A 25,989-nucleotide genomic window follows, 5' to 3' on the forward strand; every position below is an offset into this window, starting at 1 on the left:
GTAATGGTCATGAGCACAGAAGATCCGCGGTTTGCAGGCGTCGCCCGTTTGTATGGCATTGAAGGCCTGGACCGCTTGAAGGCGGCCCATGTGGCGATCGTCGGCGTCGGCGGTGTCGGCTCTTGGGCGGCGGAAGCCATCGCCCGTTGCGGCGTAGGAGAGATATCGCTGTTCGACCTGGACGATGTCTGCGTCAGCAACAGCAATCGCCAGTTGCACGCTCTCGACAGTACCGTGGGCAAGCCCAAGGTCGAGGTCATGGCCGAGCGCCTGCGCGGCATCAACCCGGACTGCACCGTGCATGCGGTAGCAGACTTCGTGACCCGTGACACCATGGCCGAGTACATCACGCCGAACATTGATTGCGTGATCGACTGCATCGACGCGGTCAACGCCAAGGCCGCACTGATTGCCTGGTGCAAGCGCCGCAAGATCCAAATCATCACTACCGGTGGCGCCGGCGGGCAGATCGACCCGACGCTGATCCAGGTGTGCGACTTGAACCGTACCTTCAACGATCCCCTGGCCTCGAAAGTGCGCTCGACCCTGCGCCGTGACTATGGTTTCTCGCGTACCGTGACTCGTCATTACAGCGTGCCGTGCGTGTTTTCCACCGAGCAACTGCGCTATCCGAAGCCGGACGGCAGCATTTGTTTGCAGAAGAGCTTTGTCGGTGATGGCGTGAAACTGGACTGCGCCGGCGGGTTTGGCGCGGTGATGATGGTGACCGCGACCTTCGGCATGGTCGCGGCGACCAAGGCGGTGGACAAGATCGTGGCCGGGGTGCGTAGGCCCTCGGAGCGGGTCAAACCCAGCTGAATCTCAGAACTTTACACCGTTCAAAATGTGGGAGGGGCCTTGCCCCCGATGAGCATGGGTATCTACGCAACTTTTCAGCCCCTGACAAATCTCCCTGTGGCGAGCGGGCTTGTCCCGCGTTGGGCTGCGAAGCAGCCCCAAAACCAGCCGCTACAGAGTGTCTGATACACCGCGTTTTTCTTGACTGGGGCTGCTTCACAGCCCAACGCGGGACAAGCCCGCTCGCCACAACAGCCCTATCTGCCGCGCGTTCAGCGTTGAGCCAAAGTTGTGTAGATACCCATGCTCATCGGGGGCAAGCCCCCTCCCACATTCAGTTGTGTGTATGGCTGAGTTCGCGCATGCGCTGCAAGACCGCGTTCAGCCCATTGCTGCGCGACGGCGACAGCTGGCGGGAAAGCCCCAACTGATTGAACCAGTCGGGCAAGTCGACCGCCTGCAATTCAGCCGCCGATAATCCGTTGACCCGCGCCAGCAGCAACGCCACCAAGCCACGGATCATCCGCGCATCGCTGCTCGCGGCGAATTGCCAATGACCCTGCTCCAGGCGCCCCACCAACCACACCAGGCTCTCACAGCCCTGCACCAGGTTGGCATCGACCTTATCCTCATTCGCCAATGCGGGCAGACGTTCACCCCACTGCATCAACATTCGCGCGCGTTGTTCCCAGCTGCCGACAGACTGGAAGGCTTCCAGCGCAGCCAGCGCATCCACTGGCAGGCTCACCGCAACATATCCAGCGCCTGGTCCAGGGCTTCAAAGAAGCGTTCCAGGTCATCGGAGTCGTTATACAGCGCCAGGGATACACGGATCGCTCCCGACAAATGCATCGCCTTGAGCAGCGGCATTGCGCAATGATGGCCGGCGCGCACTGCAATGCCTTGCTCAGTCAGCAGGTGGGCAAGGTCGGCGTTGTGCACGCCTTCGACTACAAAGCTGACCAACGCCACCTGTGGCGCTCCCAGTACGCGTACGCCGTTGCGAGCTTTCAGCCCGCGCAGCAGGTAGTCATGCAGGGCCGCTTCATGGGCGACCACCGCCGGCAGATCCAGGGAGTTCAGGTAGTCCAGGGTCGCGCCCAGGCCAATCACGCCGGCAATCGGCGGGGTACCGGCCTCGAAACCCAGCGGGGCAGGGCGAAAGCTGGCGCTGTGGTAGTCGGCCTGTTGCACCATTTCGCCGCCGAATTGCCAGTGGCGCAGGTGATGCAGGGCTTCGTTGCGGCCATACAGCACGCCGACGCCATCCGGGCCATACAGCTTGTGACTGGAAAATACATAGAAGTCGCAACCCAGGGCCTGCACATCATGCCGGCCATGGACGATGCCCTGTGCCCCGTCCACCACCGTCAGGGCGCCGTGGGCGCGGGCCAGCGGTAGCAGGGCTTCCAGCGGCTGCCAGGCACCGAGGACGTTGGATAACTGGCTCACCGCCAGCAGTCGCGTGCGCGGGCCGATCAATGCGGCGGCGGCTTCAAGGTCAATCACGCCATCATCGCCCAGCGGCAATACCAACAGTGTGAGCGCGCGGCGTTTGGCCAACTGCTGCCAGGGCAGCAGGTTGGCGTGGTGTTCCAGGGCGCTGATGACAATTTCATCGCCCGCGTTGAATAAGTGCTCAAGGCCATAGGCCAGGAGGTTCAGCGCCGAGGTTGCGCCGTGGGTAAAGATAATTTGCCCGCTGTCGCCTGCATTCAGCCATTGCGCGACCTTGCTGCGGCTGTCCTCGAACGCCTGTGTTGCATGGGCCCCCGGCAAATGCTGGGCACGGTGCACGTTGGCAGCGCCATTGACGTAGTAATGGCCGATGGCATCCAGCAGGGCTTGAGGTTTTTGCGTGGTGGCGGCGTTATCCAGATAGGTCTGGTCTTGCCGTTGCAGGGTGGCGATGGCCGGAAAGTCGGCGCGCCAGGGAGAGGGCACAAGCATGGGGTCAAGACTCGTATAAGCGAACCGCGCCTCGAAGGCGCGGCCCGCTAGTGGCATCGAGTGGCTGCTTAGTTGTGAGCGTGCAGCGCTTCGTTCAGTTCGATGGCCGATTTGTGGGTTTTGCATTCCACGGCACCGGTCTCGGAGTTACGGCGGAACAGCAGGTCCGGTTGGCCGGCCAGTTCGCGCGCCTTGACCACCTTGACCAGTTGGTTCTTCTCGTCGAGCAGCGCAACCTTGGTGCCGGCGGTCACGTACAGGCCAGATTCCACGGTATTACGGTCGCCCAACGGGATACCGATACCGGCGTTGGCGCCGATCAGGCAGCCTTCGCCGACCTTGATCACGATATTGCCGCCGCCCGACAGGGTGCCCATGGTGGAGCAACCGCCGCCCAGGTCCGAACCCTTGCCGACGAACACACCCGCCGACACACGGCCTTCGATCATGCCCGGGCCTTCGGTGCCGGCATTGAAGTTGACGAAACCTTCGTGCATCACGGTGGTGCCTTCGCCCACATAGGCGCCCAGGCGGATACGCGCGGCGTCAGCGATACGCACGCCGCTCGGCACTACGTAGTCGGTCATTTTCGGGAACTTGTCCACCGAGAACACTTCCAGCACTTCGCCGCGCAGGCGTGCTTCCAACTGGCGTTCGGCCAGTTCATTGATGTCGATTGCGCCCTGGCTGGTCCAGGCCACGTTCGGCAACTGTGGGAACACACCGGCCAGGCTCAGGCCGTGAGGCTTGACCAGGCGATGGGACAGCAGGTGCAGCTTGAGGTAGGCCTCAGGCGTGGAGGTCAACGCGGCGTCTTCGGCCAGCACGGTGGCGACCAGCGGGTTGTGGCTTTCCGCCAGGCGGCTCAGCAAGGCTGCCTGGGTGGCATCGACGCCTTTGAGCGCATCCGCCAGTTGCAGGGCCTGGGCGACGGTGAAGGTGATCGCCTGGTTGCCTTCGCTGTAGCCAAGGATCGGCGCGATGGCGGCAACGATTTCGGCCGATGGGTTGAGCAAGGGTTGTGCGTAAAACACTTCCAGCCAAGCACCTTGGCGGTTCTGAGTGCCGACGCCGAAGCCCAGGCTGAACAGGGAATTGGACATGCTGTTACCTCTACAAAAATGGAAGGGCTGGCCTACTTGAGGGCCGCCGAATAACTATCTGGCTTGAAGCCAATCAGGGTTCTGTCACCGAGATCAAGCACCGGGCGCTTGATCATCGAGGGTTGTGCGAGCATCAGTTCAATGGCTTTCGACTGATCGAGATCGGCTTTGCGTTCGTCTTCGAGTTTGCGAAAGGTGGTGCCCGCACGGTTCAAAACCACCTGCCAACCGTGCTCGTTGCACCATTGGGTCAAGTGTTCGCGGTCGATGCCGGCCGTTTTGTAGTCGTGGAACTCATAGCTGACACCGTGCTCATCGAGCCAGGTGCGCGCCTTTTTCATGGTGTCGCAGGCTTTGATGCCGAAAAGGTGCAACGTTTTGCTTGAAGCGGTCAAGGAATTGCCCCCTTTTGGACAAATGAAACTGAAAGGTCACGGATTATGCCACGACCAGCGGCTTTGGGTGCCGCTCGTCAGCACCGTGCGACTATTGTGCAAAAGCCAGCACGCAGCATAGGTGGGTAACATACCCAGGTAATATGGCACTTCAACGGCCAGTTGTTGCCTGATGTGTGTCGTTGCAAGTCGATCGTCCGGGAAACCCGCGTTATGCAAACCGCCTACACCGTTCTTATCCTGCTGATGCTGGTCAGCGTTTCGCGTCTGGTGGGGCGCATCATCCCGCTGCCGTTACCCCTGGTGCAGATTGCGGCGGGTGCCTTGCTGGCCTGGCCCACGCTGGGGCTGCATGTGGCGCTGGACCCGGAGTTGTTCCTGTTTCTGTTCCTGCCACCGTTGTTGTTCTCGGATGGCTGGCGCATGCCCAAGCGTGAGTTGTGGCGCCTGCGTGGCCCGATCCTGACGTTGGCGGTGGGGCTGGTGCTGTTCACCGTGGTCGGTGCTGGCTACTTCATTCACTGGCTGTTGCCTGCGATTCCGTTGCCGGTGGCCTTCGCCCTGGCGGCGGTGTTGTCGCCGACGGACGCCGTGGCGGTGTCGGCCATTTCCCAGAACCGTTTACCTACACCCCTGATGCATATGCTCCAGGGCGAGGCGCTGATGAATGATGCGTCGGGCCTGGTGACCTTCAAGTTCGCCCTGGCGGCAGCGTTGACCGGCGTGTTTTCACTGGCGGATGCCAGCCTCACCTTTGTCCTGGTGGCCATGGGTGGGCTGGCGGTCGGGGTGGCGTTGAGCTGGCTGGTTGGCCGATTGCGCGCCTGGATGATCGCCCGCGGTTGGGATGATCCGGCCACCCACGTGGTTTTCATGCTGCTGCTACCGTTTGCCGCGTATGTGCTGGCCGAACGCTTGGGGGCTTCGGGGATTTTGTCGGCGGTGGCGGCGGGCATGATGCAAAGCTGGCTTGATCTGCTGCCGCGCCAGACCAGCACGCGCTTGCTCAACCGCAGTGTGTGGTCGTTGCTGGAATTTGCCTTCAATGGCCTGATCTTCCTGCTGCTCGGCCTGCAACTGCCAGACATCATCAAGGCCGTGGTAAGCCATGAAGCCACGCTCTGGCCGACGTTGTTGTACCGCTGCCTGGACGTGATCGCGATTTTCCTGGTGCTGCTGGTGTTGCGATTTATCTGGGTACAGAGCATATGGCGGCTGTCGGGCCTGTTGCGGCGGCTACGGGGGAAAAGCGAGCTGACGTTGGTGCCTACTGCCCGTTCCTGTTGGCTGTTGACCATCGGCGGTGTGCGCGGGGCGGTGACCTTGGCCGGTGTGATGTCGGTGCCTTTGCTGTTGGCGCCGGGGCATGACTTCCCGGAGCGTGACCTGCTGATTTTCATCGCCGCCGGGGTGATCCTGCTCTCGCTGATCGCCGCCTGCATCGCCTTGCCGTTGTTGCTGCGCGGCATCGAAAAGAGCCCGGATGAAAAGCGCCACAACGAAGTGCGTGAGGCCTGGAAAAAAACCGCCGTCGCGGCCATCCATGCCCTGGAGGCAGATGAACCCTCTGAAACCGAAACCCAGGATGCCGCCCAGGCCGCGCTCGCCACTGAGCTCAAGGCGCGGTTGATGTCGGAATACCGTCATCAATTGGAGGTGTTCAACGATTCGGCCGAGGCCCAGGCGCTCGCTCAGCAGATGGATCTGCTTGAGCGCAAGCTTCGGCTCAAGGCGCTGCGTGCGCAGCGCTTGGAGTTGTACAGCTTGAGCCGTCATCACCAGATTGGTGATGACGTCTTGAGGGAGGTATTGGCGGATCTGGATATGAGTGAGGCAAACCTGGGTCAAGTGAAATGACCCGTGAGGGGCTTACCGGCGACGCTGAATGAAATCCCGAATCCGCTCGGCCGCTTCCACGCACTCGGCCAATGGCGCAACCAGCGCCAGGCGCACACGGCCGGCGCCGGGGTTGAAGCCATCCACTTCGCGTGACAGGTACGAGCCCGGCACCACGGTGACGTGTTCTTCCACGAACAGGTCGCGGCAGAATGCAGCATCGTCGCCTTCCACGTTCGGCCACAGGTAGAAACCACCGTCCGGGCTTTGCACGTCCAGTACCGGCTTGAGGATTGCCAGCACCGCGTCGAATTTCTCGCGGTACAGGTCACGGTTGGCCTTTACGTGGGCTTCGTCGTGCCAGGCGGCAATGCTGGCCAATTGGGTCTGCACCGGCATTGCACAGCCGTGGTAGGTGCGGTAAAGCAGGAATGCCTTGAGGATATCGGCGTCGCCGGCGACAAAGCCGGAGCGCAGGCCTGGCAGGTTGGAGCGTTTGGACAGGCTGTGGAACACCACGCAACGCTTGAAGTCCTCGCGGCCCAGTTCCACGCAGGCGCTGAGCAGGCCTGGCGGCGGGGTTTGTTCGTCGAAGTAGAGCTCGCTGTAGCATTCGTCGGCGGCAATGACGAAGTCATACTCGTCGGCCAGCGCGATCAGTTTTTTCAGGGTTTCAACCGGGATCAGCGCGCCGGTCGGGTTGCCGGGGGAGCACAGGAACAGGATCTGGCAGCGTTTCCAGATGTCCGGCGACACGGCGTCGAAATCCGGGTTGAAACCGTTCGCATCCAGGCATGGCAGGTAGTGCGGCTTGGCCCCGGCCAGGAAGGCGGCGCCTTCGTAGATCTGATAGAACGGGTTGGGGCTGACCACCAGGGCATCGTCGCCGCGGTTGACCACGGTCTGGGTGAAGGCGAACAGTGCTTCGCGGGTGCCGTTGACCGGCAGGATATTGCGCGCCGGGTCGAGCCAGCCCTTGGGTACATTGAAGCGACGTTCGCACCAGGCACCGATGGCCTCGCGCAATGCCGGGAGGCCCAGGGTGGTTGGGTAGACCGCCATCTGGTCGAGGTTATCTGCCAGCGCCTTGGCCACGAATTCCGGGGATTTATGCTTCGGTTCGCCGATGGACAGCGCGATCGGGCGTTTGCCTGGGTTGGGCGTGACGCTGCCGAGCAGGGCGCGCAGTTTCTCGAACGGGTAGGGCTGCAGCTGGTTCAGGGCGTTGTTCATCGGTGGATCTCGTGCAAGGCGTTAAAAACTGGGGGCGGCGCTTTAAATGGTCAGTCGTGTCAGTTCGACACCGGGTTCCTGGGTCACGCTCAGCTGCTGGACGATCGCGTCCTGCAGGCGACGGCACAGCTCCGGGTCGGACAGCGGCTGGTTATCGGCGTCGGTGATGAAGAACACGTCTTCCACGCGCTCGCCCAGGGTCGCAATCTTGGCATTCTGCAACGACAGGTCGAACTCCAAAAAGATGCCGCCGATCCGTGCCAACAGGCCCGGACGGTCCGGCGCGCTGAGCTCCAGCACGGTCACCGGGCGCTGTGCATCGTTGGAGATGGTCACCTGGGGGGCGAAGGCAAAATGCTTGAGCTGGCGAGGTACCCGGCGCTGGATGATGGTCGGGTAGTCATCCGGGTTGCGCAGCGCTTCGGTGAGCCCTTCGCGAATCTTTTTGACCCGCGCCGGGTTGTCGCCAATCGACTCGCCTTCGGTGTCGAGCACGATGTAGGTGTCGAGGGTGAACTGGCTGCTGGAGGTGATCACACGGGCGTCATGGATGTTCAGGTTGAGCTGGTCCATGGCGGCCACGGTCACGGCGAAGAAGTCGTGCTGGTCGGGCGCGTAGATGAAGATCTGCGTGCCGCCCTCGAATTCGCGCTGGGTGGTTTCTTTGATCAAGACCAGCGGGCCGCCATCGGCGGGTTGCTGGAGGATGGCGTCGCTGTGCCAGGCCACATCGCCGGCAGTGTGGCGCAGGAAATAATCATCACCCAGTTGCGACCAGAGCTGTTCGACGTCGTCCGGGTCGTTGCCGCCGCGCACCAGGATATCCAAGGCCGCGCTTTGGGTACGGCGGATCTGTTCTTCGCGGTCCACCGGGTTTTCCAGGCCGCGACGCAGGGCGCGCTTGGTCTCGGTGTAGAGTTGGCGCAACAGGCTGGCGCGCCAGGAGTTCCACAGCGTCGGGTTGGTGGCGTTGATATCGGAGACGGTCAGTACGTACAGGTAGTCGAGGCGGGTTTCATCGCCGACGATCTGTGCGAAATCGTGGATCACCTGCGGGTCGGATAAGTCCTTGCGCTGGGCGGTGGTCGACATTATCAGGTGGTTCTGCACCAGCCAGACAATCAGGCGGCTGTCCCACAACGGCAACTGATGGCGCTGGCAGAAGGCCTCGGCGTCAACCGCACCGATTTCCGAGTGATCGCCATGCCGGCCTTTGCCAATGTCGTGATACAGGCCGGCCAGGTAGATCAGCTCGGGCTTGGGCAGCTTGGCCATGAGCTTGCTGGCCAGCGGGAATTTTTCTGAGACCTGGGTGTACTGCAACTTACGCAGGTGCTTGATCAGGTTCAGGGTGTGGGCGTCCACCGTGTAGATGTGGAAGAGGTCGTGCTGCATCTGCCCGACGATAAAGCCGAACTCCGGCAGGTAACGCCCGAGGATCCCGTAGCGGTTCATCCGCCGCAGGTTGCGGTGGATGCCGATCTTGCATTTGAACAGTTCGATAAACAGGCTGGTGTTGCGGATGTCATTGCGAAAATCATCGTCGATCAGGTGACGGTTTTCCCGCAACAGGCGGATCGTATCGGCACGCACGCCTTTGATTTCCGGCTGCTGGGCCATCAGCACGAAGATTTCCAGCATGGCGAACGGGGTGCGGCGGAACACGTTGTCGCTACGCGCCTCGATATAGCCGTCGTGCAGCTGGAAACGCGCATTGATCGGCTGCGGCGGTGCTTCGTCTTCCGGGGCCAGGATCACTTCTTCGAAGTGCTGGATGATCAGGTCGCTGAGCTGGGCAATGCTCATGACCACCCGGTAGTACTGCTGCATGAAGCTTTCGATGCTGGTCTTCGCGTCTTCGCCTTCAAAACCGAGCAGGGTGGCGATGGACCGCTGGTGGTCGAACAGCAGGCGGTCTTCGGAGCGCCCGGCGAGCATGTGCAGGGCGTAGCGCACTTTCCACAGGAATTCCTGGGACGAGGCCAGCAGGGCGTTTTCGCTTTCCACCAGAAAACCCTCGCCGGCCAGGGCGCGCAGGTTCAGGGTGCCGTACTGGCGGCGGGCGACCCACAGGATGGTCTGGATGTCCCGCAGCCCGCCCGGCGAGCCTTTGACGTTGGGTTCCAGGTTGTATTCGGTGTCGTTGTACTTGTGGTGCCGGGCTTTCTGCTCGGCACGCTTGGCCAGGAAGAAATCCTTGCTGGGCCACATGTGTGCGGTGCTCGTGACTTCGAGCATGCGCTGGCGCAGGCGCTCGGGGCCGGCGATGGTGCGGCTTTCCATCAGGTTGGTGATGACGGTCAGGTCGGCACGGGCTTCTTCGGCGCATTCGTCGACCGAGCGCACGCTCTGGCCGACTTCAAGGCCGATATCCCACAACAGCGTCAGAAAACGCTCGATGGAATCGCGAAAGATCTCATGATCGGCACTGTCCAGCAGGATCAGCAAATCGATGTCGGAGTAGGGGTGCAGTTCACCACGGCCATAGCCGCCGACCGCGACCAGGGCGATATCGGCGTCTTCGCTCCAGGTGAACTGTTCCCAGGCCTTTTGCAGGATGTTATCGATGAACCAGGCGCGATCCTCGATCAGCCGGCGAATGTCCCGGCCGCTGCGAAAGCGCTCGTCGAGCACCTCGCGGGCCTGGCGGATAGCCTTCTTGAAGGCGGCGATAGGGCTCGCCTTCAGCGCCAGTTCGGCCTGGAACTGGCCACGGTCGAAGAGTTCGGGATCCACCTGGGGCATTGATCGGCTTTCCTTTCTATCTATCAGTCAGTCAGAACACAGTGGGGGAAAACCTGGGCAGCCGTTACGCCGAAGCCGCACCCGAAATGCGTGGGATCGTGTCGTCCGCACGCAGGGTGAAGATTTCGTAGCCGGTGTCGGTGACCAGCAGGGTGTGTTCCCACTGGGCCGAGAGCTTGCGGTCCTTGGTGATGGCGGTCCAGCCGTCGCCCAGAACCTTGGTGTCGGCCTTGCCCTGGTTGATCATCGGCTCGATGGTGAAGGTCATGCCTGCCTTGAGTTCCATGCCGGTGCCGGCGCGGCCGTAGTGCAGGATCTGCGGTTCTTCGTGGAACACCTTGCCGATACCGTGGCCGCAGAATTCGCGGACGACCGAGAAACCGTTCTTTTCCGCGTGCTTCTGGATCACTTCACCGATGTCGCCCAGGCGGCAGCCAGGCTTGACGATCTCGATGGCCTTGTACATGCATTCCTGGGTGACCTGGGACAGGCGCTCAGCCCAGACCGGTACGGTGCCGACGTGGAACATGCGGCTGGTGTCGCCGTGGTAGCCATCCTTGATCACGGTGACGTCGATGTTCAGGGTGTCCCCGTCTTTCAACGGCTTATCGCCGGGAATCCCGTGGCATACCACGTGGTTGATCGAGGTGCAGATCGACTTGGGGAAGCCCTTGTAGTTCAGCGGCGCAGGGATGGCCTTTTGCACGTTGACTATATAGTCGTGGCAGATACGGTCCAGCGCTTCAGTAGTGACGCCTGGCTTGACGTGTTCGGCGATCATTTCCAGCACGTCGGCAGCCAGTTTGCCGGCAACGCGCATGCCTGCGATGTCTTCGGCGGTTTTCAAAGTGACGGTCATACAGGCTCTCTCTAGCGCGACGCGCTGAAATCAATACGGTTTGCGGGCGTGCGACAAAAGGTTACAGAATTCGCACAAGCCCAAAAAACGCGATTCTACCAGACGCGGGTGGCAAATCATGAGCGTCTGGTGATCGGTTCTCTCTATAAGGTGGGGCTATATTGGCTCTATTCAAAGGCTTGCGCAAAAGACGTCGTTGGCAAATGTGATTGCGGGTTTCGTTTTCGCCCTTGCTGTGGTATAAAATGCGCCGCTTTCCGGGGATACCCCGCAAAGCTTAAATCCACACACGTGTCGACACGATGACCTGGGTGCCGGAGGCCTTGATGCCGCTGGTTGGTCATTGGGATACGTGGAGGCCAAACCCGACTTATTAAGGAACTATCATGTCCCAAGTCAACATGCGCGATATGCTGAAGGCCGGTGTGCACTTCGGTCACCAGACCCGTTACTGGAACCCGAAAATGGGTAAGTACATTTTCGGCGCGCGTAACAAGATCCACATCATCAACCTTGAAAAAACCCTGCCAATGTTCAACGAAGCGCTGACTTTCGTAGAGCGCCTGGCCCAGGGCAAAAACAAGATTCTGTTCGTTGGCACCAAGCGTTCCGCTGGCAAGATCGTTGCTGAAGAAGCAGCACGTTGCGGTTCGCCGTACGTCGATCACCGCTGGTTGGGCGGCATGCTGACCAACTTCAAAACCATCCGTGCTTCCATCAAGCGTCTGCGTGACCTTGAAGTGCAAGCCGAAGACGGTACTTTCGCCAAGCTGACCAAGAAAGAGGCGCTGATGCGCACTCGCGACCTGGAAAAGCTCGATCGTTCCCTGGGTGGTATCAAGGACATGGGCGGTCTGCCTGACGCACTGTTCGTTATCGACGTTGATCACGAGCGCATCGCGATCACCGAAGCCAACAAGCTGGGCATCCCTGTTATCGGCGTAGTCGATACCAACAGCAGCCCGGAAGGCGTTGACTACATCATCCCAGGCAACGATGACGCCATCCGCGCTATCCAGCTGTACATGGGTTCGATGGCTGACGCTGTTATCCGTGGTCGCAACCACGTTGCTGGTGGCACCGAGCAGTTCGTTGAAGAAGCTCCGGTAGCCGCAGCTGAGTAATTGACGCCCTGGCGTTGACTCAGTAAGCAAAAAGGGGGCTTGGCCCCCTTTTTGCCACCTCGAAAACCATTTGTCGGCAGCGCAGCTACATCATCTGTAACGTGCAGCGGCCTACAAGGGAGATTCGGGAAGAATTGATCGCCCGTTTGATCGGGTGGAATGGTTGAAAACCTATCCAAGAGGATTTTGAAATGGCAGAGATTACTGCAGCGTTGGTCAAAGAACTGCGTGAGCGTACCGGCGAAGGCATGATGGATTGCAAAAAGGCCTTGACCAAGGCCGGCGGCGACATCGAAAAAGCCATTGATGACATGCGTGCTTCCGGCGCCATCAAGGCTGCCAAGAAAGCAGGCAACGTTGCTGCTGAAGGCGCTATCGCCCTGAAGGAAGACGGTAAATCCGCAGTCCTGCTGGAAGTGAACTCGCAGACTGACTTCCTGGCCCTGCAGGACGACTTCAAGGCATTTGTTGCTGCCAGCGTTGAGAAAGCGTTCGCCGACAAACTGACTGACGCCGCTCCGCTGATCGAAGCTCAAGAAGCAGACCGTCTGGTACTGGTCGGCAAGGTTGGCGAAAACGTCAACATTCGTCGCCTGGTTCGCGTTGAAGGTGATGTTGTTGGTGGTTACCTGCACGGCAACAAGATCGGTGTAGCTGTTGTTCTGAAGGGCGGCACTGTTGAGCTGGCCAAAGACATCGCTATGCACGTAGCGGCCAGCAACCCTGAGTTCCTGCTGCCATCGGAAGTGTCTGCTGACGCAATCGAGCGCGAAAAAGCTGTGTTCCTGAGCCTCAACGCTGACAAAATCGCTGGCAAGCCAGAGAACATCGTTGAAAACATGATCAAAGGCCGTATCAGCAAGTTCCTGGCTGAAGCAAGCCTGGTTGAGCAGGCGTTCGTCAAGAACCCTGAAATCAAGGTTGGCGAACTGGCCAAGAAAGCCGGTGCTGAAATCGTTTCCTTCACTTACTTCAAAGTAGGCGAAGGCATCGAGAAGCCGGTCGACAACTTCGCTGAAGAAGTTGCTGCCCAGCTGGCTGCCGCCAAGCAATAAGACAGGTTCCAACTGTCGCCCGAAAGAGGCTGCCCGCTCACGCGCGCAGCCTCTTTTCAAATGGGAAGGCTAATTTTATTTGGCTTCCCCTCGGAACTGGCTTACAAAGCCGTGATCCGATGGCGCTGTGATAGCGTCCAGCTAGAGTGAACGCAAGCCGTAAACGGCTCGCCAAGAATTTTTAAAAATACGCCGCAGGAGAGATTCGCAATGGCTCAGCAGGGCAGTGGTTATCAGGCTCGCTATAAACGCATTCTACTCAAGCTTAGCGGCGAGGCCCTGATGGGCTCGGAAGAGTTCGGGATCGATCCCAAGGTGCTCGATCGCATGGCGCTGGAAGTCGGCCAACTGGTCGGCATCGGTGTCCAGGTCGGCCTGGTGATCGGGGGTGGTAACCTGTTCCGCGGCGCGGCACTGAGTGCGGCCGGTATGGATCGGGTCACGGGTGACCACATGGGCATGCTGGCCACTGTGATGAACGCCCTGGCCATGCGCGACGCCCTGGAGCGTGCCAATATCTCGGCAATCGTGATGTCGGCTATTTCCATGGTTGGTGTGACCGATCACTATGATCGCCGCAAAGCCATGCGTCACTTGAACTCCAAGGAAGTGGTGATCTTCGCCGCCGGTACTGGCAATCCATTCTTTACCACGGATTCGGCTGCTTGCTTGCGCGCCATCGAAATCGATGCTGACGTAGTGCTCAAGGCCACCAAGGTGGATGGCGTATACACCGCAGACCCATTCAAAGACCCGCATGCCGAGAAGTTCGATCATCTGACCTACGATGAAGTGCTGGATCGCAAGCTGGGCGTGATGGACCTGACGGCTATTTGCCTGTGCCGCGACCATAAGATGCCGCTGCGCGTATTTAACATGAACAAGCCCGGCGCCCTGCTGAATATCGTACACGGCGGCGCGGAAGGGACTCTGATCGAGGAAGGCCAACAATGATCAATGACATCAAGAAAGACGCCCAAGCGCGTATGCAGAAATCCCTGGAGTCTCTGAGCCACGCATTCGGCCAGATTCGTACCGGCAAGGCGCACCCGAGCATCCTGGGTAGCGTGATGGTGCCGTATTACGGCGCCGACACCCCCCTGAGCGGTGTGGCCAACGTAACCGTAAAAGATTCGCGCACCCTGCAAGTCGTGGCTTTCGAGCGCAACATGCTCGCTGCTGTCGACAAAGCCATCCAAAGTGCCGGCCTGAACCTCAACCCGACCAACCTGGGCGAGTTGTTGCTGATCTCCATGCCGGCACTGACCGAAGAAACCCGCAAGGGCTTCACCAAGCAGGCGCGCAGTGCTGCTGAAGACGCGCGTGTTGCCGTGCGCAACATCCGTCGTGATGCGTTGGGTGACCTGAAGAAGCTGGTCAAGGACAAGGAAATCAGCGAAGACGAAGAGCGTCGCGCTATTGCCGATATCGACAAGCTGACTAAAGAAGCCGAGGCCCAGATTACCAAGGCTACCGAAGAAAAAGAAAAGGACCTGATGGCCGTATAAGGGGTCAGGACGCCTTCATGGAAAAGACCAAGCAGACTGTGCCCTCTGTGGTGCCGCGCCATGTCGCGATCATCATGGATGGGAATAATCGCTGGGCGAAGAAACGCTTTCTGCCTGGTGTCGCCGGGCATAAAGCGGGTGTCGATGCGGTGCGGGCGGTGATTGAGGTGTGTGCCGAGGCCAAGGTCGAAGTGTTGACCCTGTTCGCCTTCTCCAGTGAAAACTGGCAGCGGCCTGCCGAGGAAGTCAGTGCCCTGATGGACCTGTTCTTCAAGGCCTTGCGTCGTGAGGCCAAGCGTCTCAACGACAATAAAATCAGCCTGCGCATCATCGGTGATCGTTCGCGATTCCATCCGGATTTGCAGGCCGCCATGCGCGAAGCCGAGGCGATCACAGCTGGCAGCGACCGCTTTGTACTGCAGATCGCCGCCAACTATGGCGGCCAGTGGGATATCGCCCAGGCTGCGCAGCGGCTGGCTCGCGAAGTGCAGGCCGGCCATCTGCGCCCGGACGACATCACGCCCGAACTGTTGCAAACCTGTCTGGTGACCGGCGACCTGCCGTTGCCGGACCTGTGTATCCGCACCGGTGGTGAGCACCGCATCAGTAACTTTCTATTGTGGCAATTGGCCTACACCGAGTTGTACTTCTCCGACCTGTTCTGGCCGGACTTCAAACACGATGCCATGCGTAAAGCGCTGGCCGATTTCGCTTCCCGTCAGCGTCGCTTCGGTAAAACGAGCGAGCAGATCGAAGCTGGAGCCCGGGTTTAAATGCTTAAACAACGAATCATCACAGCACTGATCCTGCTGCCGATTGCCTTGTGTGGATTTTTCCTGCTCGACGGTTCCGGCTTTGCGCTGTTTATTGGCCTGGTTGTAATCCTCGGGGCCTGGGAATGGGCGCGCCTGGCAGGGTTCAGTACGCAGTTGCCACGCCTGGTCTATGCGGCGGTGGTAGCGCTGTTGCTGTTCCTGATGTACATCCTGCCGGACATCGCGCCCTGGGTATTGGGGGCGGCGGTGTTGTGGTGGGCGCTGGCGACGTTCCTGGTGCTGACCTATCCGCGCACCAGTGCCCAGTGGTCCAGTGTCGCCTGCAAATTGGTGATTGGCTTGCTGATCCTGCTGCCGGCCTGGCAAGGGCTGGTGGAGATAAAGCGCTACCCGATTGGTAATGAGCTGATCCTCGCGGTAATGGTGCTGGTCTGGGGGGCTGATATTGGCGCCTACTTTTCCGGCCGGGCCTTTGGCAAGCGCAAGCTGGCACCCGCCGTCAGCCCGGGCAAAAGCTGGGAAGGCGTGTATGGCGGCCTGGCGTTGACACTGGTGATCACGCTTGTTGTTGGTGTCGTGCGCGAATGGTCGATGAAGGAAGTCTTCCTGGCCCTGCTGGGTACGGCCATTGTCGTATTCATCTCGGTGGTGGGTGACCTCACTGAAAGCATGTTCAAGCGCCAGGCCGGGATCAAGGACAGCAGCAACCTGCTGCCGGGTCATGGTGGCGTGCTGGATCGCATCGACAGCCTCACGGCCGCGATCCCGATCTTTGCCGTGCTGTTGTGGATGAGCGCCTCGTGAGCCGCCTGCAACAGGTCACCGTGCTGGGCGCGACCGGTTCGGTAGGGTTGAGCGCCCTGGACGTGATTGCTCGTCACCCGGAACGCTATCAAGTCTTCGCGCTGACCGGCTTCAGCCGCTTGAGTGAGTTGCTGGCCCTGTGCGTGCGCCATGCGCCGCGCTTTGCCGTCGTACCCGAGGCTACGGCTGCGCGGGGTTTGCAGGATGATCTGCGCGCCGCGGGTTTGGCTACCCAGGTGCTGGTGGGGGAGGAAGGTTTGTGCCAGGTCTCGGCCGATGCCGAGGTGGATACCGTTGTCGCTGCTATCGTCGGTGCTGCTGGCTTGCGCCCGACCCTGGCGGCTGTCGACGCCGGCAAGAAGATCCTGCTGGCTAATAAAGAAGCGCTGGTGATGTCCGGCGCATTGTTTATGCAAGCGGTGCGTAAGAGCGGGGCGGTGCTGCTGCCCCTCGACAGTGAGCACAACGCGATCTTCCAATGCATGCCGGGCGACTTTGCTCGCGGCTTGAGCCAGGTCGGCGTGCGTCGGATCTTGCTGACGGCCTCGGGTGGTCCTTTCCGGCAGACGCCGTTGACTGAGCTGGAGCATGTCTCTCCGGACCAGGCTTGCGCCCATCCGAACTGGTCCATGGGGCGCAAAATTTCCGTCGACTCGGCGAGCATGATGAACAAAGGCCTGGAGTTGATCGAGGCATGCTGGCTGTTCGACGCGCGGCCTGAGCAGGTCGAGGTGGTGATTCACCCGCAAAGTGTGATTCATTCCCTGGTCGACTACGTGGACGGTTCGGTATTGGCGCAGTTGGGCAACCCCGATATGCGTACGCCGATCGCCAACGCCCTGGCTTGGCCGGAGCGTATCGACTCGGGTGTCGCGCCTCTGGACCTGTTCGCTATTGCCCGCCTGGACTTCGAGGCGCCGGACGAGCAGCGCTTTCCCTGCCTGCGTTTGGCGCGGCTGGCGGCCGAGGCGGGTAACAGCGCACCGGCAATGCTCAATGCGGCCAATGAAGTTGCGGTGGCGGCGTTTCTCGAACGGCGCATCCGCTTTCCGCAGATCGCGAGTATCATCGAGGATGTTCTAAGTCTTGAACCCGTGGTGGCAGTGAATGATTTGGGGGCAGTGTTCGAGGCGGATACCAAGGCCCGGACCCTGGCCGAACAATGGTTGAACCGCAACGCGCGTTAGTCTTTGGGCGCGTTTTAGCCTTCAGGCACTGGATTGGAATGCGGAGAAATTAGATGAGTGCGCTTTACATGATTGTCGGCACCCTGGTTGCTCTGGGTGTGCTGGTTACCTTCCACGAATTCGGCCACTTCTGGGTGGCGCGTCGTTGCGGCGTCAAGGTACTGCGCTTTTCCGTTGGTTTCGGCATGCCGCTGCTGCGCTGGCACGACCGCCGTGGCACCGAATTCGTGATTGCGGCGATCCCCCTGGGTGGCTACGTCAAGATGCTCGATGAGCGCGAAGGCGAAGTGCCGGCGGATCAGCTCGATCAATCCTTCAATCGCAAGACGGTTCGTCAGCGTATTGCGATTGTCGCTGCTGGCCCGATCGCCAATTTCCTGCTGGCCATGGTGTTCTTCTGGGTCCTGGCCATGCTCGGTAGCGAGCAGATTCGCCCGGTCATCGGTGCGGTTGAGTCGGACAGCATCGCCGCCAAGGCTGGATTGGTCGCCGGGCAGGAAATAGTTTCCATTGATGGCGAGCCGACCACTGGTTGGGGTGCGGTCAATTTGCAGCTGGTGCGTCGCTTGGGTGAGAGCGGCACCGTCAAGGTGGTGGTACGCGAGCAGGATTCCACTGCCGAGTCCCCGCGTGAGCTGGCCCTGGACCATTGGCTCAAGGGGGCCGACGAGCCGGATCCGATCAAGTCCCTGGGGATTCGACCCTGGCGCCCGGCCTTGCCGCCGGTCCTGGCCGAGCTGGACCCGAAAGGTCCCGCCCAGGCCGCAGGTCTGAAAACCGGTGATCGCCTGTTGGCCCTTGATGGTCAGGCGCTGGGCGAATGGCAGCAAGTGGTCGACCTGGTGCGTGTACGCCCTGATACCAAAATTGTGCTGAAAATTGAGCGCGATGGTGCTCAAATCGACGTCCCTGTCACCCTGGCGGTGCGGGGCGAAGCCAAGGCGGCCGGGGGTTACCTCGGTGCCGGCGTGAAAAGTCCGGACTGGCCGCCATCGATGGTGCGCGAGGTCAGTTTCGGGCCAGTGGCCGCGATTGGCGAGGGTGCAAAACGTACTTGGACCATGAGTGTGCTGACCCTCGAGTCCCTCAAGAAAATGTTGTTCGGCGAGCTCTCGGTAAAAAACTTGAGTGGGCCGATAACCATTGCTAAAGTGGCGGGCGCTTCTGCCCAGTCGGGTGTCGCGGATTTCCTGAATTTCCTGGCTTATCTGAGTATTAGTCTTGGGGTTCTGAATTTGCTGCCCATTCCGGTATTGGATGGGGGGCATCTGTTGTTTTATCTGGTCGAGTGGGCGCGTGGTCGCCCCTTGTCGGATCGGGTGCAGGGTTGGGGGATACAGATTGGTATCAGTTTGGTGGTCGGGGTGATGTTGTTAGCCTTGGTCAACGATCTGGGACGTCTGTAACGCTTCGCTGAATTGCGAATCTGCCGCATTTTGCGGCAGTTTGTTTATTGCCAGTTGGAATAAGAAAGGACTTCATGAAACGTCTGCTGCTAACTGCGGTTCTCACCGTATTGATGATCGCCGAAGTTCACGCCGAGTCCTTCACCATCTCCGATATTCGCGTCAACGGCCTCCAGCGGGTTTCCGCGGGTAGCGTCTTTGGTGCCTTGCCGTTGAACGTCGGGGAACAGGCTGATGACCGTCGCCTGGTGGAATCCACTCGTGCGCTGTTCAAAACCGGGTTCTTTCAAGACATCCAACTGGGTCGCGAAGGCAACGTCCTGGTCATCACCGTCGTCGAGCGACCCTCCGTCGCCAGTATCGAGATCGAAGGCAACAAGGCGATCTCCACTGAAGACCTGATGAAGGGCCTCAAGCAATCCGGCCTGGCCGAGGGCGAGATCTTCCAGCGCGCGACGCTTGAAGGTGTGCGTAACGAGCTGCAACGCCAGTACGTTGCCCAGGGTCGCTACTCCGCAACCGTTGAAACCGAAGTGATCCCGCAGCCTCGTAACCGTGTGGGCCTGAAGGTCAACATCAACGAAGGCACCGTGGCGGCCATTCAGCACATCAACGTGGTGGGTAACACCAAGTTCGCTGATGAAGACCTGATCGACCTGTTCGAACTCAAGACCACCAACTGGTTGTCGTTCTTCAAGAACGACGACAAGTACGCTCGTGAAAAACTCTCCGGTGACCTGGAACGCCTGCGCTCCTACTACCTGGATCGCGGCTATATCAACATGGATATCGCTTCGACCCAGGTGTCCATCACCCCGGACAAGAAGCACGTCTACATCACAGTCAACGTCAACGAAGGCGAGAAGTACAAGGTTCGTGACGTCAAGCTCAGCGGCGACTTGAAAGTGCCTGAAGACCAGGTCAAGGCGCTGTTGCTGGTGCAGAAGGACCAGGTGTTCTCGCGCAAGCTGATGACCACCACCTCCGAGCTGATCACCCGTCGCCTGGGTAACGAAGGCTATACCTTCGCCAACGTCAACGGTGTACCGACCCCGCACGATGATGACCACACCGTGGATATCACCTTCGTGGTCGACCCGGGCAAGCGTGCCTATGTGAACCGCATCAACTTCCGTGGCAATACCAAGTCAGCGGACGAAGTGCTGCGTCGTGAAATGCGCCAGATGGAAGGTGGCTGGGCGTCGACTTACCTGATCGACCAGTCCAAGACCCGTCTTGAGCGCCTGGGCTTCTTCAAGGAAGTGAACGTTGAAACCCCGGCCGTACCGGGTGTCGACGACCAGGTTGACGTGAACTACGCCGTAGAGGAACAAGCATCGGGCTCGATTACCGCCAGTGTCGGTTTTGCTCAGAGTGCCGGTCTGATCCTGGGCGGTTCGATCACCCAGAACAACTTCCTCGGTACCGGTAACAAGGTTTCCATCGGCCTGACCCGAAGCGAATACCAGAGCCGCTATAACTTCGGTTATGTCGACCCCTACTGGACAGCTGACGGTGTGAGCCTGGGCTACAACGCCTTCTATCGCACCACCGACTACAAAGACCTCGACGTTAACGTAGCAAGCTATGCGATCGACAGCCTGGGTGCGGGTGTCAACATCGGCTACCCGATCAGCGAGACCTCGCGCCTGACCTTCGGCCTTACCGCGCAGCAGGATGAGATCAAGACCGGTGTGTACACCGTGGATGAGATCTTTGACTTTACCCGTCGTGAAGGCGATAAGTTCCTGAACTTCAAGGCCTCTGCCGGCTGGTCCGAGTCGACCCTGAACAAAGGTGTACTGGCAACCCGAGGTCACTCCCAGAGCCTGACCCTGGAAACCACCACGCCTGGCAGCGACCTCTCGTTCTTCAAGCTCGACTACCGTGGCCAGTTGTTCCAGCCGCTGAGCGATAACTACACCATGCGCCTGCACACTGAGCTGGGTTATGGCGACGGCTATGGTTCGACCAACGGCCTGCCGTTCTATGAGAACTACTATGCCGGTGGTTTCAACTCGGTGCGTGGCTTCAAGGACAGCACACTGGGCCCGCGTGGTACCCCGAGCCGTGGCGCTGCCGTGACCGGTAACACCGGAACCGTGGCGGACACCGATACTAGTGCGCTGCCATTCGGTGGTAACGTGTTGATCCAGGGTGGTGCGGAAATTCTCTTCCCTCTGCCGTTCGTCAAAGATCAGCGGTCCCTGCGTACTTCGGTTTTCTGGGATGTGGGTAACGTGTTCGATTCCAAGTGCGAGCAGGTCACCAACCCAACGGGCGTGAAGTCCAACACCCAATGTAACGATGTGAGCCTGAGTAACATGGCGAGCTCCGTGGGTGTCGGCGTGACATGGGTGACTGCGCTTGGTCCGTTGAGCTTTGCTCTGGCCATGCCGATCAAGAAACCGGATAACGCTGAAACCCAGATTTTCCAATTCTCCCTCGGCCAGACGTTCTAAGCGTCTGACCCAAGATAACGACAACGGATTCTGTAGGAGTACATCGTGCGTAAGTTGACTCAATTGGTTCTGCTGGCAACTGTGCTGGTAGCCACCCCGGCCTTCGCCGAAATGAAAATTGCCGTCCTGAACTATCAGATGGCCCTCCTGGAATCCGATGCGGCCAAGAAGTACGCAGTGGATGCAGAGAAAAAATTCGGTCCGCAACTGACCAAGCTGAAAACGCTGGAAAGCAGCGCCAAGGGCATCCAGGATCGTCTGGTAGCCGGCGGTGACAAAATGCAGCAAGGCGAGCGCGAGCGTCTGGAGCTTGAATTCAAGCAAAAGGCTCGTGACTACCAGTTCCAGTCCAAGGAGCTGAACGAAGCCAAGGCTGTTGCCGACCGCGAAATGCTCAAGCAGCTCAAGCCCAAGCTCGACAGCGCCGTGGAAGAAGTCATCAAGAAAGGTGCCTTTGACTTGGTGTTCGAGCGTGGCGCCGTGATTGACGTCAAGCCTCAATACGACATCACCCGCCAGGTGATCGAGCGCATGAATCAGCTGAAGTAAGCCATGACCGCGACTATCAAGCTCGGCGAGTTGGCCGAGTTCCTGGGAGCTACCTTGCGTGGCTCCCCGGAGAAAGAAATCACTGGGCTAGCCACCTTGCAGGAGGCTGGCCCAGCTCAGTTGAGCTTCCTCGCAAATCCCCAATACCGTAAATACCTGGTCGACTGCCAGGCCGCAGCCGTGTTGCTGAAGGCCGCTGACGCCGAGGGTTATGCCGGGGATGCGCTGGTAGTAGCCGACCCATACCTGTCGTACGCGAAAGCATCGCATCTGTTTGATCCGAAGCCCAAGGCCGCTGGCGGTATCCATCCGTCGGCGGTGATCGCCGATGATGCCCAAGTCGACCCTGCCGCCAGTATTGGCGCGTTTGCAGTGATCGAGAGTGGTGCACGCATCGCTGCCGGTGTGACGGTCGGCGCACACTGCTTTATCGGTGCACGCTGCGAAATCGGCGCCGATGGCTGGTTGGCTCCGCGCGTTACCCTGTACCACGATGTGCGTATCGGGCAGCGCGTAGTGATCCAGTCGGGCGCCGTGATCGGTGGCGAAGGTTTTGGTTTTGCCAACGCCAAAGGTGTCTGGCACAAGATTGCCCAGGTTGGCGGTGTATTGATTGGCGATGACGTGGAAATCGGCGTCAACACGGCTGTCGATCGCGGGGCCCTGGCCGATACCGTGATCGGTAACGGCGTGAAGCTCGACAACCAGATCCAGATTGCCCACAACGTGCAGATTGGCGATCACACCGCCATGGCAGCCTGCGTGGGGATTTCCGGCAGCACCAAGATCGGCAAGCATTGCATGCTCGCTGGCGGTGTAGGGCTGGTAGGGCATATCGATATTTGCGACAACGTCTTCATCACCGGCATGACCATGGTCACCCACTCGATTACCGAGCCCGGTGCCTATTCTTCCGGTACTGCCATGCAGCCTGCGGCTGAATGGCGCAAGAGTGCAGCACGTTTGAGGCAGCTCGACGACATGGCTCGACGCCTCAAGCAGCTGGAAAAGCGTGTTGGGGACGTGACCCCTGGCGGTAATGCTTCATCAGAAGGCTGATACCATTTCCATATCAAGTGTGCACAGCCGCTAGACTGCCTCCTTGATTTGCTAGCGGGGCGTGCGTTTAGTTCGCTCGCCCCCAATCTTTATTACAGGCTTCCCCCCGAAATGATGGACATCAACGAGATTCGCGAATACCTGCCTCACCGTTACCCGTTCCTGCTGGTGGACCGTGTAGTGGACCTGAACATTGAGGAAAAGCGCATTCGTGCCTACAAGAATGTCAGCATCAACGAACCATTCTTCAATGGTCACTTTCCCGCGCATCCGATCATGCCCGGCGTGTTGATCATCGAAGCAATGGCCCAGGCTGCCGGTATCCTTGGTTTTAAAATGCTCGACCTCAAGCCTGCCGACGGCACGCTTTACTATTTCGTGGGCTCCGACAAGTTGCGTTTCCGCAACCCCGTCACCCCGGGTGACCAGCTGATCCTGGAAGCCAAGTTCATCAGCTGCAAGCGCCAGATCTGGAAGTTCGAATGCCAGGCCTCGGTGGATGGCAAGCCGGTGTGCTCCGCAGAGATCATCTGTGCGGAACGCAAACTATGAGTTTGATTGACCCTCGCGCAATCATCGATCCGTCGGCCGTTCTGGCCGCCGACGTTGAGGTCGGCCCCTGGTCGATCATCGGCGCAGGTGTGGAAATCGGCGAGGGGACTGTCATCGGGCCGCACGTGATCCTCAAAGGTCCGACCCGCATTGGCAAACACAATCGCATCTACCAGTTCTCCTCGGTAGGCGAAGACACCCCGGACATGAAGTACAAAGGTGAAGAGACGCGCCTGGTAATCGGTGATCACAACATCATCCGTGAAGGCGTGACCATTCACCGTGGCACCGTGCAGGATCGTGCCGAAACCACGCTGGGTGATCACAACCTGGTCATGGCCTATGCCCACATCGGCCATGACAGCGTTATCGGCAACCACTGCATCCTGGTCAACAACACTGCGTTGGCGGGCCATGTGCATGTTGATGACTGGGCGATCCTGTCCGGCTTCACCCTGGTGCATCAGTACTGCCATATCGGCGCCCACAGCTTTTCCGGCATGGGCACTGCCATCGGCAAGGACGTCCCGGCATTCGTCACGGTCTTCGGCAACCCGGCCGAAGCCCGCAGCATGAACTTCGAAGGCATGCGCCGTCGTGGTTTCAGCGAGGAGGCGATCCACGCCCTGCGTCGCGCCTACAAGGTGGTTTACCGCCAGGGGTTGACGGTCGAACAGGCCTTGAATGAACTGACCGAGCCGGCTGCGTTATTCCCGGAAGTCGCGGTGTTCCGTGACTCGATCCAGGCGTCGACTCGCGGCATTACCCGCTGATCATGGCCAATCTGCGTATTGCGTTGGTCGCCGGAGAAGCTTCCGGCGACATCCTGGGTGCGGGCCTTATGCGGGCGTTGAAGGCCCAGCATCCGGCGGTGGAGTTCATCGGTGTGGGAGGCCCGCTGATGCAGGCCGAAGGGCTCACGTCATACTTCCCCATGGAGCGCCTGTCGGTCATGGGGCTGGTGGAAGTGCTGGGCCGTCTGCGCGAGCTGCTGGCTCGACGCAAGCTGTTGATTCAGACGCTGATCGAAGAAAAGCCCGACGTCTTTATCGGTATCGATGCACCGGACTTCACCCTCAATATCGAACTCAAGCTGCGTCAGGCCGGGATCAAGACCGTGCATTACGTCAGTCCGTCGGTGTGGGCGTGGCGGCAGAAACGTGTACTGAAGATCCGTGAAGGCTGCGACCTGATGTTGACCTTGCTACCGTTCGAAGCCAGGTTCTACGAAGAGAAGGGCGTGCCGGTACGGTTTGTTGGCCACACGTTGGCCGATACCATCCCCCTGCAGGCAGATCGCGCCGCAGCGCGTGCCGAACTGGGCTTGGCCGACGGTCCGCTCGTTGCATTGATGCCCGGCAGTCGCGGTGGCGAAGTCGGTCGCCTGGCCAGTGTGTTTTTCGATGCGGCCGAGCGCCTTCAGGCGCTGAAGCCTGGCATACGCTTCGTATTGCCGTGTGCCAGCCCGCAACGTCGTGCGCAGATCGAAACACTGCTGGAGGGGCGCAACCTGCCGCTGACGCTGCTTGACGGCCAGTCGCACCTGGCCCTTGCGGCGTGTGACGCGGTGCTGATTGCCTCGGGCACCGCGACCCTGGAAGCCTTGCTCTACAAGCGTCCGATGGTCGTGGCCTATCGCCTGGCGCCGCTGACCTATTGGATTCTCAAGCGCATGGTCAAGAGCCCCTATATCTCCTTGCCCAACCTCCTGGCCCAGCGCCTGTTGGTGCCGGAGTTGTTGCAGGACGATGCAACGCCCGAGGCGTTGGCACAAACGCTACTACCCTTGATCGACGGCGGCGAAGAGCAGACCCGTGGTTTCGATGACATCCACCGCACCCTGCGCCGTGATGCTTCGAACCAGGCGGCTGATGCCGTGCTGACCTTGATTGGCCAACAACAGGAAGCCTTATGAGCACGCAAATGGGCCTGGATTTCAGTCTGGTTGCCGAAGCCCATGCGCTGGTGGCTGGCGTTGATGAAGTCGGGCGTGGCCCGCTGTGTGGCGCGGTGGTCACCGCGGCGGTGATCCTAGATCCGAGTCGCCCGATCCTGGGTCTCAACGATTCGAAAAAGCTCACCGAAGCGCGCCGTGAAAAACTCTACGACGAGATCTGTGAAAAAGCCTTGAGCTGGCATATTGCCCGGGCCGAAGTCGAAGAGATCGACGAACTGAATATCCTCCACGCCACCATGCTGGCCATGCAGCGCGCTGTCGAGGGCCTGCATATCACGCCCAAACTGGCGATGATCGACGGCAACCGCTGCCCGAAACTGGCGATGCCGGCCGAAGCGGTGGTCAAGGGGGATAGCAAGGTGCCGGCGATTGCCGCAGCTTCGATCCTGGCCAAGGTCAGCCGCGACCGTGAAATGGCCGCGTTCGAATTGATCTACCCCGGTTATGGCATCGGTGGTCATAAAGGCTACCCGACCCCCGTTCATCTGGAAGCCCTGGCTCGCCTCGGTCCCACCCCGATCCACCGGCGCTCGTTCGCCCCGGTGCGCCAGGCCTACGAGCTGCGCGAGAGCCCCAGCGAGGTTTAGTCGCGAGGCTGATGTTTTTGCCCAGGCCCGGTACAATCCCGGGC

The 25,989-nt window shown here is 59.9% G+C and carries 24 protein-coding genes; 17 read left to right on the plus strand and 7 right to left on the minus strand.

Annotated elements, in window-relative coordinates:
- Window positions 1-9 precede the first annotated feature (9 nt).
- Entirely contained in the window at window positions 10-819 is an 810-nt protein-coding gene (gene tcdA, locus AB7933_RS08065) for a tRNA cyclic N6-threonylcarbamoyladenosine(37) synthase TcdA (protein ID WP_069081314.1), read from the plus strand.
- 313 nt (window positions 820-1,132) lie between these two features.
- Here tcdA and AB7933_RS08070 read toward each other — a convergent pair whose 3' ends face one another.
- The 4 genes from AB7933_RS08070 to AB7933_RS08085 all read right to left on the minus strand — a co-directional run bounded on the left by AB7933_RS08070 (window position 1,133) and on the right by AB7933_RS08085 (window position 4,192).
- Entirely contained in the window at window positions 1,133-1,546 is a 414-nt protein-coding gene (locus AB7933_RS08070; RefSeq protein WP_024073818.1) for a SufE family protein, read from the minus strand.
- Entirely contained in the window at window positions 1,543-2,748 is a 1,206-nt protein-coding gene (locus AB7933_RS08075) for an aminotransferase class V-fold PLP-dependent enzyme (RefSeq protein WP_041160856.1), read from the minus strand. The genes AB7933_RS08070 and AB7933_RS08075 overlap by 4 nt, the downstream gene beginning before the upstream one ends.
- 68 nt (window positions 2,749-2,816) lie before the next feature.
- Window positions 2,817-3,851 carry a 2,3,4,5-tetrahydropyridine-2,6-dicarboxylate N-succinyltransferase gene (gene dapD / locus AB7933_RS08080; protein ID WP_024073820.1) on the minus strand — a complete coding sequence of 345 codons (1,035 nt, stop codon included), beginning with the start codon at window positions 3,849-3,851 and terminating at the stop codon, window positions 2,817-2,819.
- A gap of 32 nt (window positions 3,852-3,883) precedes the next feature.
- Window positions 3,884-4,192, minus strand: coding sequence for an arsenate reductase (locus tag AB7933_RS08085; RefSeq protein ID WP_229999207.1), 309 nt, complete (start codon window positions 4,190-4,192; stop codon window positions 3,884-3,886).
- A 267-nt stretch (window positions 4,193-4,459) separates the two neighbouring features.
- Between AB7933_RS08085 and AB7933_RS08090 the strand changes: the two genes are divergently transcribed.
- Window positions 4,460-6,103: a Na+/H+ antiporter gene (locus AB7933_RS08090; RefSeq protein WP_041160857.1), complete on the plus strand. Its 1,644-nt coding sequence runs from the start codon at window positions 4,460-4,462 to the stop codon at window positions 6,101-6,103.
- A 12-nt stretch (window positions 6,104-6,115) separates the two neighbouring features.
- On the opposite strand, the gene dapC is transcribed toward AB7933_RS08090, so the two are convergent.
- The 3 genes from dapC to map all read right to left on the minus strand — a co-directional run bounded on the left by dapC (window position 6,116) and on the right by map (window position 10,919).
- Window positions 6,116-7,315, minus strand: coding sequence for a succinyldiaminopimelate transaminase (gene dapC / locus AB7933_RS08095; protein ID WP_024073822.1), 1,200 nt, complete (start codon window positions 7,313-7,315; stop codon window positions 6,116-6,118).
- 42 nt (window positions 7,316-7,357) lie between these two features.
- On the minus strand, window positions 7,358-10,060 hold the full coding sequence (locus AB7933_RS08100) for a [protein-PII] uridylyltransferase (protein WP_024073823.1): 2,703 nt from the start codon (window positions 10,058-10,060) through the stop codon (window positions 7,358-7,360).
- A 64-nt stretch (window positions 10,061-10,124) separates the two neighbouring features.
- The gene (gene map / locus AB7933_RS08105) at window positions 10,125-10,919 is read right to left on the minus strand and encodes a type I methionyl aminopeptidase (protein WP_024073824.1); all 795 of its coding nucleotides are present in this window, start codon (window positions 10,917-10,919) and stop codon (window positions 10,125-10,127) included.
- A 386-nt stretch (window positions 10,920-11,305) separates the two neighbouring features.
- On the opposite strand from map, the gene rpsB reads away from it, so the two are divergent.
- From rpsB to rnhB, 15 genes are all read left to right on the plus strand, one after another.
- Window positions 11,306-12,043 (plus strand): 30S ribosomal protein S2, encoded by a 738-nt coding sequence (rpsB, locus tag AB7933_RS08110; RefSeq protein WP_003219330.1) that lies wholly within the window; start codon window positions 11,306-11,308, stop codon window positions 12,041-12,043.
- 191 nt (window positions 12,044-12,234) lie between these two features.
- Window positions 12,235-13,098 (plus strand): translation elongation factor Ts, encoded by an 864-nt coding sequence (gene tsf, locus AB7933_RS08115; RefSeq protein WP_024073825.1) that lies wholly within the window; start codon window positions 12,235-12,237, stop codon window positions 13,096-13,098.
- Between the two features lie 210 nt (window positions 13,099-13,308).
- The gene (pyrH, locus tag AB7933_RS08120; protein ID WP_003189161.1) at window positions 13,309-14,052 is read left to right on the plus strand and encodes a UMP kinase; all 744 of its coding nucleotides are present in this window, start codon (window positions 13,309-13,311) and stop codon (window positions 14,050-14,052) included.
- Window positions 14,049-14,606 (plus strand): ribosome recycling factor, encoded by a 558-nt coding sequence (gene frr, locus AB7933_RS08125; protein WP_024073826.1) that lies wholly within the window; start codon window positions 14,049-14,051, stop codon window positions 14,604-14,606. Before pyrH ends, frr begins: the two co-directional genes overlap by 4 nt.
- Window positions 14,607-14,623: 17 nt before the next feature.
- The gene (uppS, locus tag AB7933_RS08130) at window positions 14,624-15,379 is read left to right on the plus strand and encodes a polyprenyl diphosphate synthase (protein WP_024073827.1); all 756 of its coding nucleotides are present in this window, start codon (window positions 14,624-14,626) and stop codon (window positions 15,377-15,379) included.
- Entirely contained in the window at window positions 15,380-16,186 is an 807-nt protein-coding gene (locus AB7933_RS08135) for a phosphatidate cytidylyltransferase (RefSeq protein WP_024073828.1), read from the plus strand.
- Window positions 16,183-17,373, plus strand: a complete 1,191-nt coding sequence (gene ispC / locus AB7933_RS08140; protein WP_024073829.1) for a 1-deoxy-D-xylulose-5-phosphate reductoisomerase — start codon at window positions 16,183-16,185, stop codon at window positions 17,371-17,373. The genes AB7933_RS08135 and ispC overlap by 4 nt, the downstream gene beginning before the upstream one ends.
- Before the next feature lie 53 nt (window positions 17,374-17,426).
- The gene (rseP, locus tag AB7933_RS08145) at window positions 17,427-18,779 is read left to right on the plus strand and encodes a sigma E protease regulator RseP (protein WP_024073830.1); all 1,353 of its coding nucleotides are present in this window, start codon (window positions 17,427-17,429) and stop codon (window positions 18,777-18,779) included.
- A gap of 74 nt (window positions 18,780-18,853) precedes the next feature.
- On the plus strand, window positions 18,854-21,241 hold the full coding sequence (gene bamA / locus AB7933_RS08150) for an outer membrane protein assembly factor BamA (RefSeq protein WP_024073831.1): 2,388 nt from the start codon (window positions 18,854-18,856) through the stop codon (window positions 21,239-21,241).
- 45 nt (window positions 21,242-21,286) lie between these two features.
- Window positions 21,287-21,790 carry an OmpH family outer membrane protein gene (locus tag AB7933_RS08155; RefSeq protein ID WP_003219314.1) on the plus strand — a complete coding sequence of 168 codons (504 nt, stop codon included), beginning with the start codon at window positions 21,287-21,289 and terminating at the stop codon, window positions 21,788-21,790.
- A gap of 3 nt (window positions 21,791-21,793) precedes the next feature.
- The gene (gene lpxD, locus AB7933_RS08160; protein ID WP_024073832.1) at window positions 21,794-22,849 is read left to right on the plus strand and encodes a UDP-3-O-(3-hydroxymyristoyl)glucosamine N-acyltransferase; all 1,056 of its coding nucleotides are present in this window, start codon (window positions 21,794-21,796) and stop codon (window positions 22,847-22,849) included.
- Window positions 22,850-22,960: 111 nt separating this feature from the next.
- A complete protein-coding gene (gene fabZ, locus AB7933_RS08165) occupies window positions 22,961-23,401 on the plus strand; it encodes a 3-hydroxyacyl-ACP dehydratase FabZ (protein ID WP_016976866.1) in 441 nt (146 codons plus the stop codon).
- Window positions 23,398-24,174, plus strand: coding sequence for an acyl-ACP--UDP-N-acetylglucosamine O-acyltransferase (gene lpxA, locus AB7933_RS08170; protein ID WP_024073833.1), 777 nt, complete (start codon window positions 23,398-23,400; stop codon window positions 24,172-24,174). The genes fabZ and lpxA overlap by 4 nt, the downstream gene beginning before the upstream one ends.
- A gap of 2 nt (window positions 24,175-24,176) precedes the next feature.
- Complete coding sequence (lpxB, locus tag AB7933_RS08175) at window positions 24,177-25,316, plus strand: lipid-A-disaccharide synthase (protein ID WP_024073834.1); 1,140 nt, start codon at window positions 24,177-24,179, stop codon at window positions 25,314-25,316.
- On the plus strand, window positions 25,313-25,945 hold the full coding sequence (gene rnhB / locus AB7933_RS08180; RefSeq protein ID WP_024073835.1) for a ribonuclease HII: 633 nt from the start codon (window positions 25,313-25,315) through the stop codon (window positions 25,943-25,945). The genes lpxB and rnhB overlap by 4 nt, the downstream gene beginning before the upstream one ends.
- Window positions 25,946-25,989: the final 44 nt, after the last annotated feature.

Origin of the sequence: Pseudomonas gorinensis, from assembly GCF_042015035.1 — a bacterium.
Taxonomy (GTDB): Bacteria; Pseudomonadota; Gammaproteobacteria; order Pseudomonadales; family Pseudomonadaceae; genus Aquipseudomonas; species Aquipseudomonas gorinensis.